Source organism: Citrobacter sp. RHBSTW-00671 (assembly GCF_014103415.1).
GTDB lineage: Bacteria > Pseudomonadota > Gammaproteobacteria > Enterobacterales > Enterobacteriaceae > Citrobacter.
Genome location: NZ_JABXPR010000001.1, coordinates 1,519,124 through 1,536,265, shown reverse-complemented (window position 1 = coordinate 1,536,265; position 17,142 = coordinate 1,519,124). Strand labels below are relative to the sequence as shown.

The following is a 17,142-nucleotide window of genomic DNA, read 5'->3' as shown; positions in this document are numbered from 1 at the left end:
CCGAATTGACCGGAAACTTTAGCGAATGACGCATAATCTGTCATCTATAAAAGGGTAAACATTGTTTTTATATTCACGGCATTACTGAGAAAAATCTTCGGCAGGGGTAAAAATTACGCTTGCGCATAGTGCTAAAACAGAATAAAAATACACAAATTACGAATAATCATGCAATGAGGGTGTGCCGTGGTGAAGGAGCGCAGAACCGAACTGGTACAGGGATTCCGCCATTCTGTTCCCTATATTAATACCCATCGGGGAAAAACGTTTGTCATTATGCTGGGCGGCGAAGCCATCGAGCATGAAAACTTTTCCAGTATCGTCAATGACATTGGTCTCCTTCATAGCCTCGGCATTCGCCTTGTCGTAGTCTATGGCGCACGGCCGCAGATTGATGCCAATCTGGCCGCGCATCACCATGAACCGGTGTATCACAAAAATACGCGCGTTACCGACGCCAAAACCCTGGAGCTGGTCAAGCAGGCTGCGGGTTTGCTCCAGCTTGATATTACCGCCCGCCTGTCGATGAGCCTGAACAATACGCCTTTGCAGGGCGCACACATCAATGTGGTCAGCGGTAATTTTATTATCTCGCAACCGTTGGGTGTGGATGACGGTGTGGATTACTGCCATAGCGGACGTATTCGTCGAATTGATGAAGAAGCGATTCACCGTCAACTGGACAGCGGCGCTATTGTTCTGCTGGGCCCGGTCGCTGTTTCCGTGACCGGTGAGAGCTTTAATCTGACCTCCGAAGAGGTTGCCACCCAGTTGGCGATCAAACTGAAAGCAGAGAAAATGATCGGTTTTTGCTCCTCTCAAGGGGTGACTAACGATCATGGCGATATTGTTTCCGAACTCTTTCCCAACGAAGCGCAAGCGCGTGTTGAGTCACAGGAAGAGAAAGGTGATTACAGCTCCGGTACGGTGCGTTTCCTGCGCGGTGCCGTTAAAGCCTGCCGTAGCGGCGTGCGCCGTTGTCACCTGATTAGCTATCAGGAAGATGGCGCGTTGTTACAAGAACTGTTCTCCCGAGATGGGATCGGTACGCAAATCGTGATGGAAAGCGCCGAGCAGATCCGTCGCGCCACCATTAACGATATTGGCGGCATTCTGGAATTGATTCGTCCTTTGGAGCAGCAAGGTATTCTGGTGCGTCGCTCCCGTGAACAACTGGAAATGGAGATCGACAAGTTCACCATAATTCAGCGCGATAATCTGACCATTGCCTGTGCAGCCCTGTACCCTTTTCCGGAGGAGAAGATTGGTGAAATGGCGTGCGTGGCAGTACATCCGGACTACCGTAGCTCATCCCGCGGTGAAGTTTTGCTGGAGCGGATCGCTGTGCAGGCCAGACAGATGGGGCTCAGCAAGCTGTTCGTGCTGACGACGCGCAGCATTCACTGGTTCCAGGAGCGCGGCTTCACGCCGGTCGATATCGATCTGCTGCCGGAAAGCAAAAAAGAGATGTACAACTATCAGCGGCGGTCAAAAGTATTGATGGCGGATCTGGGATAGTGGTCATTGCCGGATGCGGCATAAATGCCTTATCCGGCCTACCTCGCTGGCACCGTAGGCCTGATAAGAGGCGTTAGCGTCGCCATCAGGCACGCTGCAGGCCGTCATTAAATAATGCTGACAATCCGCTGCGGCGTTCAGTGCGCGTGGCAATGGCGCTACTCAGAATCCGCTCATCGGCATACAGCGACAAGCGGCGGCGGGCACGGGTCACAGCGGTATAAACCAGCTCGCGGGTAACCACGGGGGAATGCTGGCTGGGTAAAATCAACGCCGCATGGTCGAACTCAGAACCCTGAGATTTGTGTACCGTCATCGCCCAGGTCGTTTCATGCTCCGGCAAGCGGCTGGGTTGCACCGACTTAATCGAACCGTCCGGCAGCGCAAACCACACCCTCAGCCCTTGTCCACGATCGAGCGCAATGCCGATATCACCGTTAAATAACCCCAGCGAACTGTCATTGCGCGAAATCATCACCGGCCTTCCCTCATACCAACGACTGTGCGTCGAACGGGGAATTTTACGTTTTTGCACCATCGTCTGCTCAATGCGCTCATTCAATCCGCTAACGCCAAATGGACCTTCGCGCAGTGCGCACAGCAACTGATAATCATTGAAGGCCTGAATAATGGTGTCCGGCGCAGCCCCTTCACGCAGTAAATCCAGGTAGCGATCATACCCCGCCAGCGCTTCATCCAGCATCGCGGCATAATCTTCACTGCTGCGTAACGTGCGTTTTTCGATATCGCTAAATCCCTGCTGGAAAACGGTTTTAACCGCGGTCTTGTCACCCCGATTAATGGCCGCAGCCAGTTGACCGATGCCAGAATCACTGCCAAAACGGTAACTCTTTTGCAGCAAGCATAAACTGTCACGTAAAGACGCGGCCTGGGTTCCGGCTCCCGCTGGAATGGGACTACCGGTCAGCCGACTAAGTTGTTTGGCACGTTCCGCGGTAAATCCGTCATTCACAAATGCACAAATGTCTCCCAGCACCGCCCCCGCCTCAACGGAGGCAAGCTGGTCACGATCGCCAAGAAAAATCACCCGTCCGTGCGGCGGTAGCGCTTCAATAAGGCGCGACATCATCGGCAAGTCAATCATCGAAGCTTCATCCACCACCAGCACGTCCAGATGCAGTGGATTACCCGCATGGTGGCGCAGACGCTGGCTGCCTGGCTGTGCACCTAACAATCGGTGCAGCGTACTGGCATCATCGGGAATACGTTTCTTTTGCTCATCGGTCAGCGGTAACTCACGCAGTGCAGCCCCCAGCGATGCCGTCAGACGCGCTGCCGCTTTTCCCGTCGGCGCCGCCAGACGGATACGACAACGCTCCCCCTCCGCCATCTGAATCAATGCTGCCAGCAGCCTGGCTACCGTTGTCGTTTTACCGGTGCCTGGTCCCCCGGAGATCACCGATATACGGCGGGTCAACGCCACAGCAGCCGCCACTTTTTGCCAGTTCACTCCCTCCGATGGTGGGAAGAGCGCTTCCAGCGTGCGGGTCAACCGTGGCTCGTCCACTTCAATGGCCTGGTTAACCTCGCTGAAAAAGTGCGCCACCGCGCGTTCGTTATGCCACATACGGTTCAAATACAGGCGATTGTCATATAACACCAGCGGCGTTGGCTGTTCGCCGTGACTTACCGCAGCGGAGGCCAGCAGACATTCCGCCCAGTCTTCCGGTTCACCGGCCTCGCACAGCCAGGCGCTCAACAGCGGATGGGCATCTTCGCGTAAAGATAGCCGGGAAAGCGGTAAACAAACGTGCCCCTCGCCCGCTTCACGGCTAAGCAGAGCCGCCGCCAGCGTAACGGCTGGGCTGTCGTTTCCGGCAACCGCCAGCGCAAACTGTGCATCCAGAGGACGGAGCTGTTTTTGCTCTACGGCCTCCAGCAATCGTTTCTGGATTGTCATTGCCTCTCCTCCAGTACCGCACCGGCAAACATCTCGTCCATCAACGCGATCAATTCTCCGTCTGGTCGGGTAGCGTAAATTCCCTGCTGCGGATCGTCGCCGTCAACGCCGCGCAGGAAAAGATAGATAACGCCGCCAAAATGGCGTTCATAGTCATAATCAGCGATGCGATGGCGCAGATAACGGTGCAGCGCCAGGGTATACAACTGATACTGCAGATCGTAGCGGTGCGCCTGCATGGCTGAGGCCATTGCCTGTTGGGTATACGCAGAACTGTCTTCACCCAGCCAGTTTGACTTGTAGTCGAGCAGGTAATAGCGCCCCTGGTGGCGGAACACCAGGTCAATAAACCCTTTCAGCATGCCGCGTACCTGCATAAAGTCCAGCGGCGGGCAGCCGGCCGAAAGAGGATCGTATTTACGGATCACTGCATCGAGCTGGTCGGCTACCAGCGGTTGCGAAATCGGCAGGTAAAACTCCATCTCCACCTGTTTTTCACGCGCAGAAAGATCGCTCAAACTCACGCCGGTTTCATTGAGCGGCGCATGCAAAATAGTATTCAGCCACTGCGTCAGAACGGGCTCCCAGTGCGCGTCATATCCGCCAAGCGCGAGCTTTTCTTGTACCCACACTGGCTCAACCGGCTGGGTGAAATCCAGATCTTCAAACAAGCTATGCAAAAATGTTCCTGGTGACGCACCGCGAGGAAACTGGTGTGGCGTAAGGCCTGATTCCTCAATGGCTTCACCGACGCCTGCCGCGTCGATATCCAGACGTGGAATCAGATCTTGTGCGATACCATGCCCACGCTGTTGCAGACCGGAATAGCTGGTAACACGCCAACTGTCACCAGGCGTTCGTTGCAGCATTTTTGCATTCAACGTAGAACTGGCGGGCTGTACAACCTGCCAGCGCTCACCATCCGGTTCATTCGGCGTCAGGCAGGCGATATCCTCACCGCACAGCGCCTCAATAGCGCTACGCAGACCTGCGGCATCCATTGGTTCACCCCGTTGCAACAGGCGACCAAGAGCACTTTGATGCACATCGGTATCCCCTTTTTTATCGCTCCGACGGCGGACCAACGGCGCCACGCCAAGGCTGCAGTGCCAGACCGAGCGGGTAAGCGCGACGTAAAGCAAACGCAAGTCTTCTGCCAGGCGTTCCGCCTCTGCCAGCTCGACGCTTTCGTCCGCTTCGCTGAGATCCAGCACGGCTTCAAACGAACTGCGATCGTGATAGAACGCCTGATCCTGGACGCGGAAATTGGTGATAAATGGCAGCCAGACCAGCGGATATTCCAGCCCTTTTGATTTATGGATAGTGACGATTTTGACCAGATGCTTATCACTTTCCAGCCTGAGCTGCTGGCTGGACGCATTACTGTCAGGCTCCAGAATATGTTGCGATAGCCAGCGTACCAGCGCATGCTCGCTTTCCAGTTGCGATCCCGCTTCCTGGAGCAGTTCGCTGATATGCAAAATGTCGGTCAGACGGCGTTCGCCCCCTGCCGTTGCCAGCAGGTTTTCCGCAATATGGCGAGCGGACATCAACGCGCGCAGCATCGGCATCACACCGCGTCGATTCCAGATCTGTCGGTAGCTATCAAATTCCTCAACAACCGCATCCCAGGCTTTTTCGTCAGTATTCAGCGCTTCAATATCCTGCGCATTCAATCCCATCATTGAGGTTGCCAGCGCACTACGCAGCGTATTTTCACGCTCCGGCGTCATCACTGCCTGCAGAACCCACAACAGTTCCTGCGCTTCCAGCGTATCAAAGACGCTGTCACGGTTTGAAAGATATACCGATGGGATGGCCAGTTGCGTCAACGCATCGCGTACCAGCGCCGCCTCCTGGCGGCTGCGCACCAGTACGCTGATATCAGATGCGCGTACCGGCCTGGACGTTTTACCGCTGACCAGCAACGCTTCGCCAGAGTGCCCGGCTTTAAGCCAATCGCGAATTTGTGTCGCACACACCTGGGCCATAAAGCTCTGATAATCCCCCACGCCACAGCTGTCCCCTTCCATCAGCCACATACTCATCGCCGGCTGCGTTTCCCCTTCCAGCACAAACCGTAGCGACTGATTTTTCTCTGCGGATCTCACCGGGCTAAAGGGGATTTCGCGGAACATAAAAGCGTCGCTCATCTGGCTGAACAACGTATTGACACTGTTGACCATGCCTGGGGCCGAACGCCAGTTAGTATCAAGCGTATAGTGCGCGCTGACTTCGCTACGCGCCTTCATGTAGGTAAAAATATCCGCGCCACGAAAGGCGTAAATAGCCTGTTTAGGATCGCCTATCAGCAACAACGCTGTATCCGGTTGATGCTGCCAGATACGGCGGAAAATACGGTATTGCTGCGGGTCGGTATCCTGGAATTCATCGATCATCGCCACCGGAAAACGGGTACGAATAGCCGCCGCCAGCGCATCGCCGCTTTCGCTACGCAGCGCCGCATCCAGGCGACTGAGCATATCGTCAAAACCCAGCTCACCGCGTCGGCGTTTTTCCTGGGCGACCGCCTCGCGGATTTCCGACAATGCCCGGGTGATCACCAGATCGCGGATTGTCAGCGGTTCACTCAGCAGTTCATCAATCGCGACAAACAGCGGATGTTGAGGGGTTACACCACCAGCTTTGGTGCGGTCTTCCAGAAAACGCTGAGAGAATTTCTCCAGTGCGTCAGGAAGCTGGTAGCTCCGGGTTTCTTCCTGTGCCCAGGCGCTGATCTTTTCGATCCACTTTCCCTGATTACCACGATTAAATTTACGCCGGTCGATCCCGGATGCTTCCAGTAGACCGTCCAGTTCAGCGACGGAATCACGCCATTGTTGCTTAATCTGGTCGATACGCGTCAGAATTTTTTCGTGCCGGGCGGCCAGCGTTTCATCAGCTGGCGGTGGTGCTTTAATCACCGGGGATTCACCCTGCAGGTAGCGATCGATATCCCTTAGCAGCGCCTGTGGACCTTTCCACGTTTCAAAAACAACCTGTGCAATGTCGCGAGACAGCGGGTAACAATGTCGACGCCAGAAGTCTGCGCAGGCCTGATAGCGCAACAGCGATTCATCCTCAATCAACTGCTGTTCAAACAACATGCCTGACTCAAAGGCATTCAGACTGAGCATGCGCTGACAAAAGCCGTGGATGGTAAACACCGCGGCTTCATCCATCTGTCTTTCAGCCAATAACAACCACCGTGCGGCCTGCTTTTTATCGGCGATTTCTTCCAACAAACGGGCGTAGAGCGGGTTATCCGTGGTTTCACGCAGGCAGGCGATGCGTAGTTCATGAATGTTGCTACGAATTCGACCTCGCAGCTCTTCTGTCGCAGCTTCAGTGAAAGTAACCACGAGCAGCTCTTCAACAGTCAGAGGACGAGGAAAGGCGGCAGAGCCGCCCAGTCCAAGCAGTAAACGTAAATACAGGGCGGCGATGGTAAAGGTCTTACCGGTGCCTGCAGAGGCTTCAATCAGACGCTCACCCGTCAGGGGCAAGCGTAGGGGATCAAGGGGCTCAGCGGCATCATTCATTCTTATCACTCATCAGGGGTAAGGTTTGCTGCAACGCGCTGACGGTCTGCCACACTTTCCAGCCTTCCGGGTGCACATATTCTGCTTTCCCATTCTGGCTACCGGAAACCTGTGACAGTATCGCCATGCCTTGCGGCTCAACCACCGCCTGATGGAAGAAGTCGGCAAGCTTTTGCGGCGTCAGCAGTTTAATCTGAGCCACGATTTTATCACGTGAATCGAAGCGCATATTGCCGCGATCGAAATCTTTGCTTAACTGAGAGGCTTCGGCCCCCAAAGTTTGCGGAGCCTGCAGCATTTGCGCGATGATCGCCTGCTGAATTTGTGCGAACTCATCAGCATTCATCGCCCGCAGCTTCGCTTCCGCCGTCGGGAAAAATGCCTTATAACGTTCCCAGAGATAGGACGGTTGCTTGTCGCTGCTTTGCAACAGGAAGCCCATTCCCCACTGACGGCCAACGCTCATTGGGAAAGCAAAGACGGCATAACCTAATTGCTCTTCAGTACGCAGTTGATTGTAGAACCACGGTTGAACAATCTGTCCTAGCATCGCGCTGTAAGCCGAGCTGGTGTACTCGTCATAGCCGGTGGGTACAAACACCGCCGCCAGCGCTGAATCCGTACTACTGCCCGCTTTTTCAAAGATGACAGACTGCCGCTTGTCTACCACAACATCTTTGTTTCGGCACCACTGTGAGCCGTTCGCGCCAAGCTGCTTCTGGATATCCCGAGCCATGGTTTTCGCCTGAGTTTCACTCATATTGCCGATCACCAGGAATTCGGGACGCGCACCGGCTTTTAAGGTGTCACGGTAGGCCATCACGTCTTTCAACGTAATAGATGGCAACAGCTCACGACGTTCATCACGTGAGAAGTACGGTACCTGAGACAGCATCTGAACCGGCATGATCGCCTGATCGTAGGCTTTGCCTTTCTCCGCAGAGTCCATCATCTGGGCGTACCAGGATTTCGCCTGTTCCAGCTGTTCATCTGTTGAGGTGTAACTGAAATAACCGCTCAGCAACGCCTGGAAAAGCTGCGGCAAACGCTGAGTATAGCCGTTGGCATTGAGCATCAGGCCGTTATTAGCGTTAGTAGAAAAACCAATACCCCCCACCGCGGCCTGGTTACTTAACTGGTCGAGTGCAATACCCGCCAGATAATCGTTCAGGGCAAATAAGACCTGGTTTCTGGCACTGTCCATCGCTTTCGGGTTACGCAGTATCACGCTGACATCAACCTTTGGCTCGCTGGCAAAATATTGACTCGGGGCATACACCACGCGTAAATCAGGCTCATCAACGATCAGCTCCGGATGAGCATATTTTTTATCCGTCTTAATCAGCGTGAAATCATCTGGAATATACGGGTTCAGCTCCGGCAACGACAGCGCAATGCCCTGCGCTTTTTGCTGCCAGTCGGCGAATGTTTTCTCGCTGATTTTATCTACCTGATAAGGCGCATTGACAAAATAAGCGGTTTTATTGTGTGGCTCTTTCTCACTGATATACCAGATGCGCGCATTTTGCGGCGTCATCATCGCTAACCGTTGCTCAACGGCTTTGGCATCGTACTGGTCGGCAATGTTTACCGCATCGAGCGTATGTTCGATAGGAACGCGGATCATGGTATCCGCCAGCCATTCCACGTAGTCCATATCACGAGTGATGGAGGGGTAACGGAAGTCGAGATCCAGCACGTGCGCCAGCTCGTCAAAATAGCGTTTATCGATACCTTTTTCACGTAACAGATTGATATAACTAAATATTTCGGCGACAACCTCATCTCGATTTGCCAGCCCTTTGTCGGTTAACGTCGCGGAAATCGCTAATACACCGCTGTTGCCATTAACGACAGGATCGGAGTCTGCACGAATGCCCTCAACTAATCCCTGCTTTTGCAACCAGTCTGACAACGTTCCCGGGCTGCGATTACCAATCAGGTAGGTCACCAGCTCATCGGTTTTGCTGCGAAACTGCGCGCTGTTGTTATCGATACGAAACTCAACGCGCAGCACTTTACGCGGCATCGCGGGAACATAGTGGATGATGACGCCCTTTTGCGCGTCGGTGACAACCGGGACGGTTATCTCCGGTTTTTCGATATTTCTGTTTGGCACGCGGCCAAAGGTGTCAGCAGCTATCTTCGCCAACTCTGGCAACGGTTTATTGCTGTAAATCACCGCCTTCATCAGGTTAGCTGAGTAGTACTTTTCATGAAATTTTTGTAAAGCTTGCTCCACCGGGTTGCCCGGCTTATCGCTCAACGTTTCCAGATTTCCGCCGGAGAAGCGCGAACCAGGGTGCGCCGGGTTGATCGTCTCCGCGCTCACCTGCGCCATACGCATACCGTCGCGGGTACGCGCCAGCGTCAGCTCAGAATTAACGGCATTTCGCTCGCGATCGGCATATTTTTTATCCAGCAACGGATCGGCAATCGCATCGGCCAGGCGATCCACCGCCCCGACCAGCGCGTCATTTTCAACTTCAAGATAGAAAGCGGTGCGGTAAGGCGCAGTGCTGGCATTGTGGCTACCACCGTGCATTTTCAGGAACTCGGCCAGGCTGTCCGGCTGTGGATATTTTTTCGACCCCATCAGACACATGTGTTCAAGGTAATGCGCCAGCCCCTGGTGATCGTCCGGATCTTCCAGCGAGCCGACTGGCACCACCAGTGCAGAGAGAGATTTCACGGCCTGAGGATCGGATACCAGCAACACGACCATACCATTATCAAGGCGCACGGCCTGATACTGGCGGGTATCTTTATCGCTTTTACGGATGGTTTCAGCTAAAGGCTGCCAACCAGTATCTGCCTGACTTACGGGCGCCCAAAAGGCGACGAACAACAGTAATGCGCTGAACCAGGTGCTGCGGGGCATTCACAAACCTCATCATTAACGTATTCACCTGTTCACTGCAAACAACGCATTTAGCGTGGTCTGAACAGGGCAAGACTCTGTGCTGAACGCGTCAGCCTCTTCTCTTTGTAAGAATCAGTCCGTGACAGAAAGCGCATCATAGTGGAAGCCATCAAATTGCGCAATTTTTATACAATCGTCACGACTGATTAAATCGAAAAATCGGTAACAGATAACGCTGAGACTGTAAAACAATAGTCTCCAGAGTTTCAGGCTCCAGTTGACGCCACAGGCGTTGATACCAAATATCATCACCTTCACCGCGTACCATCATATTGCCTTCATAGGCTTGCAAAAACTTACTGCGCGCTTTTTGCAACGTATCATCGTCATCTAACATGGCATCATTTACGGCGTCATAACAGGTTTTTATCCACGCCCCACCACTTTCCGGTAATACCAGTAGCGGTGACGACATGCCTTCCCGATATCCCTCAATAAGTTGCGACAGATACTGTAATGCCTGTTCGGCCTCCAGTGGAGGGAAACGCCACTCGCCGTCTTTGCGTAAGAACAACCGGCTTTCTCCCGCGCCGCCACTGGCACAATAGACAAGATGTTCCAGCCAAAGTTGCACTCCCTGCGAAACGCTTATCAGAGATGGGCGCCAGCGCAACAATCCGTCTTCCTGTACCTGCGGGAGCCAACCCGTAATTTGTACGCCATTACAGGTCAGGTCGATTTCCATGCTTTGGCCAGGCTGACGACAGGCAATAATGCGCTCAGCCAACGACTGCATCTCCTGGTGTTGTGTATCCCAGAGAATTTCACCAAATGCACCATAGGGAAGCGACCCCGCCGCACGGAAGCGGCGGAACAAACGTTCTGCATCGTGTTCTTCGACCAGCGTATTAAGCAACTGCTGATTAAGCTGATAGCGGCTAAGCCCTTCAAGGATAAAGGGTTCAGTTTCCGGGATCTCGCTCTCTTCAGAGCGGAAATTTACCCTCAGGCGCATCTGGAAAAACGCCCGTACCGGATGAGCCCAAAAGCGTTGCAGCGTTTCCAGCGTCAGGGTTTCAGGCATTTCAAAGGGAAGCGGCTGGACAAAATCCGTGTGCGCTTTGCCTGACAGGCTTGCCGCTGGCAACCACTCGCGGGCATAACTTTGCTGCTCACCTGGCAGATAGTTTTGTGCATCAAAGGGCATACGTGTATGTAAACGGGTAATGTGCGCTTTTACTTTCGCTTCACTTTGATCGCTTGTGAGTAATTCATCGCCCGGCAAATAGTGGCTTTGCCCAATGTAATCCATAAGTTCCTGCACCAGCACCGACGGGAAGCGCTCACTGTTATCCTGAATTGAGCGGCCGATGTAGCTGATATAGAGCGTTTGCTGCGCCGAAATCAGCGCTTCCAGGAACAGATAGCGGTCATCATCACGGCGGCTTCGGTCACCACGCCTCGGTTTTTGGCTCATCAGATCAAAGCCCAGCGGTGCAAGCTGGCGTGGATAAACGCCATCGTTCATCCCAAGCAGACACACCACCTTGAAAGGAATGGAGCGCATCGGCATCAGCGTACAGATATTGACAGGCCCTGCCAGGAAACGCTGGCTGATTCGTTCCTGATCGAGTCGCTGTGCCAGCTCATCACGCAACAACGAAAGCGGTATGGCACCGTCATACTCGGCTCCCAACCCTTCGCCAATAATGGCCTGCCACTGCTGTTCAATCAGCGTCATCGCGGCTTCGGTATCAGCATCCGGCAGGAAGAAATCATTCAGCATTTCGCGACAAACAGGTAGCCACACCTCCAACGGACGCTCTACTGCCAGCTCCCGGCGCCAGAGATTAAGCTGCATCAGCAGCGAGGCCAAATGCCCGACTAACTCGGCAATCAAACCACTGGACTCATCATAGGGCAATACCGACTGCCACTCACCCTGTGCGCTTTCCATCGCATAGCCCAGCAGCATACGTGTTAAACCAAATTGCCAGGTATGCTGGCCAGTTGGAGGAAGCGCGAGTTCGCGCACGTTGTCGTCGTCAATGCCCCAGCGAATTCCAGACTCATTGACCCACAAACGAAGATAGCGCAACCCTTCTTCATTGACGTTGAAACGCGCAGCCAGCACAGGCACATCCAGTAATGCCAGCACATCCTCCGAGACAAAGCGGCTGTCCGGTAGCGAAAGCAGGCTAATAAACGCCTGTAAGACAGGATGAGACTGACGCGCCCGACGATCGGAAATAGCATACGGCAGGTAACGATCGGCCGGGGCACTGCCAAAGACAGCCTGAATAAATGGGCTGTAGCTGTCGATATCCGCCACCATCACGATGATGTCGCGCGGCGTCAGCGTTGGGTCCGCTTCCAGCATTGCCAGCAATCGGTCGTGGAGTATTTCCACTTCGCGTTGTGGGCTATGACAGACATGGAACGTCACACTGGTATCATTTGGCTCAAGCAACCGTTTATTGTCGCTACGTGAATACTCCTCCAGACTGACTCCCGCCACAGCCCGACTGTCCAGCTCAAGAATATCTGACTGAATATTATGCAAAAGGTTATCAGGGGTGATATCGACAAACGCATCCAGCTCCTGGCTGTTTTCCAGTTCCGAAAGCAGATATATGTAGTCACGTCCGAGTTTTCCCCATGAGGCCAACATCGGATTCCCCACATCCTGCTCGCCATCGCTGTTAAACAGTCCTTCTGCATTCTGACTATCGCGAAACAGCGGTAAATGTCGTTCTTCAAAGCTATGCCGACGCTGACGCGCCAACAGTTTAGCCAGATAAGCGGGGTCTTTAATATCTCCCCAGTAGTAACGACATGGATTGGTAAAAAGCAGATGAATATCAATGTGCTTACCCAGCGCTTGTAATGCCTGCAGATACACGGGCGGTAGCGCGGAGATACCACAGATAAAGACGCGCGAGGGCAAGCCTTGCGGGCAGTCAGACGTACTTTCCAGAGTCTGAATAAATCGCTGGTATAAATTGGCACGGTGCCAGCGTGGCTGTCCCAGTTCAGCCGTGTATTCCACCAGCGCTTTCCACAATGGCGCTTGCCAGGCCTGAGCGTCTCCTAATCCTTCCACCTGCTGCCCCGCCTCCCACTGCGTCAGCCATTCAGGACGGTAGACTAAATACTGGTCGAACAAATCCGCGGCGCGTGATGAAAGCTGAAACAGCTTACGTTTGTCTGTGTCGTCGGTGAGATAGTGGCGTAGCAGTGCGAAATCATCGTTATCCAGCAATTGGGGTAGCAGCGTCATCAGCTTCCAGCTCATGCTCTGTTTGCTGAATGCGCTCTCTTTTGGGATATCCGGCAATACGCGCACAAACATATCCCAGATAAAACTCGCTGGCAGCGGGAAATCAATGTTAGCGGCAATACCAAACTTCTGTGCCAGAGTCATTTGCAACCACTGCGCCATACCGGTGCTTTGAACCAGGATCATCTCGGGCTCAAAGGGGTCGTCCAGCCGCTCGCGCTCAACGATATATTCCATCAACGCTTCCAGCACATCCAGACGATTGGAGTGGTAGACCCTTAACATAGCGACTCCTGACTACTGACGATTTGGGCAGTGCAGTCGTATCATCTGACCCTGCCTGCCCAGAGGGGAAGTAATTTTAACATTGATGCTGACACATCCCGCTACCGTTGTCTGCATTCGGTTAATTTGCCAGTTTAAAGGTGGTGAAAACACATGCAACTGCGTTTGCTGCCAGGCGTGATGCCACAGTTGTTGGTACTGGCTTCTGACTAAAAAACTCTTCATTAGCGCCCGCTGATACCCAGATAGGGCGGTCACGATCATTACCATCAGCACCATTGCCAACATCACTTCCGGCAGGCTAAAACCACGCTGTCTGTTCAGGGTATCAGACATAGCGCCAGCTCCTTTAACGGACAGAAATCGCTCCAGCCATGCGCTGAGAATTCGATAGTACCCTCGATAATCATCCCCTGACGCCATAACGATATACCTTCATATTGCGCAATAAGCAGCACAAGATCGTCGTCGAGCACACGCAGACAGACTGTCGCCCCCTGCGTGGAATAGCGTCGACACTGGGTTGCCACCTGCAAGCTCCAGGGCTGCATACGTGCCCATTCCATGGCGGATTGCACCACTGCCTGATGTTGTAGCGACTGGCTTTCCGTTGCCACCCGCGACGCAAAACTCGCCTCCTGTCGGCTCACACCTTGCAGCAACAGACTGCCGAGTACCAGGAGTAAAAGTACCATTGCAAGCGATGAAACACCTCGCTCGCGGTTCACAGATTGAACCCTGTGACGTCATAGAATGCCTCAATGACCTTTTGAGGATCGGCGTTGCTTCTCCCGCGCAGGTGCAACGAAAGCACTGGCGCAAATCCGCTGATATTCAGGCGTTCCACCTGAAATACCTCAATCTGAATAGAATCCGGATCGGTCATTTTATCCCAACCTTTTCCCACGCAGGTTGTCGCGCCACGCAAGGTTTCCAGCACCTTATCTTGAACACGAAACCCAACGGCATCGGCCTCCTTTGCCGGAATATCTTCCCAGACACCGTTGCTGTTGGCATCCCAGCGTGCAATGACACAGTCTCCCGCGGCTGATATCATCAGCCCTTCTCCGATACAGTTTCCCCGACAATAGCCAGCCCGCTGGAGATGCTTCGCCACGGTATAGATCCGCTGCCAGAGCTCATCTTCAAGCACCAGCTGACGAGTGTTATGCAAAATCTCGCGCTGCAGCGCAGGTAAAAATCGCGCAGCGCTGAGGAGTAAAATACTGCTTATCACCATAGCGATAAGCACCTCAAACAGTGAAAAGCCACGTTCACTTACCGACATTGATCCGCCTCACCGCGTTCGCAAAGCCTGATTCGTCCCCAACCAGACACCACCACACGCCATTCACCTGCAGCATTCTTCAGGTAGATATGCCCGGCCCATGCGGTATTACGTAGGCCGAAAAAAGCCAGTGACGGTGTTATCTCTACCATCTCGACATCAGCCCAGAGTGGCGTAAATATCAACGGTGAAGCAGGCTGACATGAAGTTTGTGACGTCGCTGAGCTTGCCAGACACCATGTTCCCCCTTCGCGGAGCACGTTGATGACGTGATCACGATTGCGCCAGTTAGCATCTTCACGCAATTGCAGCAGGTAATCCCGCACCTGGCTGGCTGTTTGCCATAACCGCTGCTGCTGTTGCCAGCGCTGCCAACCGTACAACCCCGATGCGCCAAGCGCCGCGACAATCAGCATTGCAATCAGGGTTTCGAGAAGCGTGTAGCCTTGTTGTTTTTTCATGCCGTCAGTATGGCGTGAGAGAAATTAATAACGAGGGGGAAATTCAGCTTCTTCGGCAAGCTACGGAGAATATTTATCGCATTGCATCACGTTACAAAATTTCAGGAATCAGCGCCGCAGAATGGAATGTAAGGCAAAAAAAAACCGACGCGTAAGGCGCCGGTTGTGACAGGATTAGCCCCGATCAGATAGCGACCGGTGCTTTAATGCCTGGGTGCGGATCGTAACCCTCAATGTCGAAATCGTCGAAACGATAGTCGAAAATTGAATCGGGTTTACGTTTGATAACCAGCTTCGGCAGCGCGCGTGGCTCACGGCTAAGCTGCAGATGTGTTTGATCCATATGGTTGCTGTACAGGTGCGTGTCGCCGCCTGTCCAGACAAAATCACCGACTTCAAGATCGCACTGCTGCGCCATCATGTGAACCAGTAAGGCGTAGCTGGCGATGTTGAACGGCAGACCGAGGAACACATCGCATGAACGCTGATACAGTTGGCAAGAGAGTTTACCATCCGCCACGTAGAACTGGAAAAACGCATGACACGGCGCCAACGCCATCTTATCCAGTTCGCCTACGTTCCACGCGGAAACGATAATACGACGGGAATCCGGGTCGTTTTTCAACTGGTTCAGCACCGTCGTGATCTGGTCAATATGACGGCCATCCGGTGTTGGCCATGCACGCCACTGTTTGCCGTACACCGGACCTAAATTACCGTTCTCATCTGCCCATTCATCCCAGATTGAGACGTTGTTTTCATGCAGGTAGGCAACGTTGGTGTCGCCCTGCAAAAACCACAACAGCTCATGGATGATCGAGCGTAAATGGCAGCGTTTAGTCGTAACCAGCGGAAACCCTTCCTGCAGATTAAAACGCATCTGATGGCCAAAAATGGAAAGCGTTCCGGTTCCGGTACGGTCGTTTTTCTGTGTGCCTTCATCCAGCACTTTTTGCATCAGTTCTAAATACTGTTTCATGGTTCCTCAGGAAACGTGTTGCTGCGGGCTGCGACGATACGCCCAAACCATCATAATAATACCTGCGACAATCATCGGGATAGACAGGATCTGCCCCATGCTGATGTACTGAACCCATGTGCCGGTAAACTGCGCATCCGGCTGGCGGAAGAATTCGACGATAATACGAAACGCGCCATAGCCAATCAGGAACAGACCGGAAACCGAGCCCATCGGACGAGGTTTGCGAATAAACAGGTTAAGAATGATAAACAGCACAACCCCTTCCAGCGCCATCTCATAAAGCTGTGAGGCATGGCGAGGCAAAGAGCCGTATGTGTCAAAAATAGACTGCCACTGCGGGTTGGTTTGCAGCAATAAAATATCTTCAGTGCGGGAGCCTGGGAACAACATGGCATACTTGAAGTTCGGGTCGACGCGCCCCCACAGTTCACCGTTAATAAAGTTACCCAGACGGCCTGCGCCCAAACCAAACGGAATCAGTGGAGCAATAAAATCAGAGACCTGGAAGAATGTACGCTTGGTGCGTTTGGCGAAGATAATCATCACCAGGATCACCCCGATAAGCCCGCCATGGAAGGACATGCCCCCATCCCAGACGCGGAACAGATACAACGGGTTATCAAGGAACAGCGGGAAGTTATAGAACAGCACGTAGCCAATACGCCCGCCGAGGAAGACCCCGAGGAAGCCTGCATAAAGTAAGTTTTCTACTTCGTTTTTGGTCCAGCCACTGCCCGGGCGATTAGCCCGGCGCGTTGCCAGCCACATCGCGAAAATAAACCCCACCAGATACATCATGCCGTACCAGTGAAGCGCGACGGGTCCAATTGAGAAAATGACCGGATCGAAATCCGGAAAATGCAGATAGCTACTGGTCATCTGTCACCACAAGTTCTTGTTATTTCGCTGAAGTCAGACAGCAATTGATAAGCGCGCCTGCATAATGCAGGCGCTCCAAAGGTGCGAATGATAGCACAAGGGGATCGCAGCGGATGCCGGGAA

Annotated in this window: 11 protein-coding genes; 1 reads left to right on the top strand and 10 read right to left on the bottom strand. The window is 53.4% G+C overall.

Translation table 11 applies throughout. The features are described 5' to 3' along the window. Positions 1 to 186 precede the first annotated feature (186 nt). The gene (argA, locus tag HV261_RS07330) at positions 187 to 1,518 is read left to right on the top strand and encodes an amino-acid N-acetyltransferase (RefSeq protein WP_202037861.1); all 1,332 of its coding nucleotides are present in this window, start codon (positions 187 to 189) and stop codon (positions 1,516 to 1,518) included. A gap of 85 nt (positions 1,519 to 1,603) precedes the next feature. On the opposite strand, the gene recD is transcribed toward argA, so the two are convergent. The 10 genes from recD to lgt all read right to left on the bottom strand — a co-directional run bounded on the left by recD (position 1,604) and on the right by lgt (position 17,019). After that, on the bottom strand, positions 1,604 to 3,439 hold the full coding sequence (gene recD, locus HV261_RS07325) for an exodeoxyribonuclease V subunit alpha (protein ID WP_202037860.1): 1,836 nt from the start codon (positions 3,437 to 3,439) through the stop codon (positions 1,604 to 1,606). After that, a complete protein-coding gene (gene recB, locus HV261_RS07320) occupies positions 3,436 to 6,981 on the bottom strand; it encodes an exodeoxyribonuclease V subunit beta (protein WP_202037859.1) in 3,546 nt (1,181 codons plus the stop codon). The genes recD and recB overlap by 4 nt, the downstream gene beginning before the upstream one ends. Further along, a complete protein-coding gene (ptrA, locus tag HV261_RS07315; protein WP_202037858.1) occupies positions 6,974 to 9,862 on the bottom strand; it encodes a pitrilysin in 2,889 nt (962 codons plus the stop codon). Before ptrA ends, recB begins: the two co-directional genes overlap by 8 nt. A gap of 178 nt (positions 9,863 to 10,040) precedes the next feature. Beyond that, positions 10,041 to 13,409, bottom strand: a complete 3,369-nt coding sequence (recC, locus tag HV261_RS07310; protein ID WP_202037857.1) for an exodeoxyribonuclease V subunit gamma — start codon at positions 13,407 to 13,409, stop codon at positions 10,041 to 10,043. Between the two features lie 12 nt (positions 13,410 to 13,421). Next, complete coding sequence (locus HV261_RS07305; RefSeq protein WP_202037856.1) at positions 13,422 to 13,745, bottom strand: prepilin-type N-terminal cleavage/methylation domain-containing protein; 324 nt, start codon at positions 13,743 to 13,745, stop codon at positions 13,422 to 13,424. Then, on the bottom strand, positions 13,730 to 14,137 hold the full coding sequence (locus tag HV261_RS07300; RefSeq protein ID WP_202037855.1) for a DUF2509 family protein: 408 nt from the start codon (positions 14,135 to 14,137) through the stop codon (positions 13,730 to 13,732). Before HV261_RS07300 ends, HV261_RS07305 begins: the two co-directional genes overlap by 16 nt. After that, entirely contained in the window at positions 14,134 to 14,697 is a 564-nt protein-coding gene (locus tag HV261_RS07295) for a prepilin peptidase-dependent protein (RefSeq protein WP_202037854.1), read from the bottom strand. Before HV261_RS07295 ends, HV261_RS07300 begins: the two co-directional genes overlap by 4 nt. Next, positions 14,688 to 15,158 (bottom strand): prepilin peptidase-dependent protein, encoded by a 471-nt coding sequence (locus tag HV261_RS07290; protein WP_202037853.1) that lies wholly within the window; start codon positions 15,156 to 15,158, stop codon positions 14,688 to 14,690. Before HV261_RS07290 ends, HV261_RS07295 begins: the two co-directional genes overlap by 10 nt. Before the next feature lie 184 nt (positions 15,159 to 15,342). After that, complete coding sequence (thyA, locus tag HV261_RS07285; RefSeq protein ID WP_137382695.1) at positions 15,343 to 16,137, bottom strand: thymidylate synthase; 795 nt, start codon at positions 16,135 to 16,137, stop codon at positions 15,343 to 15,345. Between the two features lie 6 nt (positions 16,138 to 16,143). Beyond that, entirely contained in the window at positions 16,144 to 17,019 is an 876-nt protein-coding gene (lgt, locus tag HV261_RS07280; RefSeq protein ID WP_048213109.1) for a prolipoprotein diacylglyceryl transferase, read from the bottom strand. Positions 17,020 to 17,142: the final 123 nt, after the last annotated feature.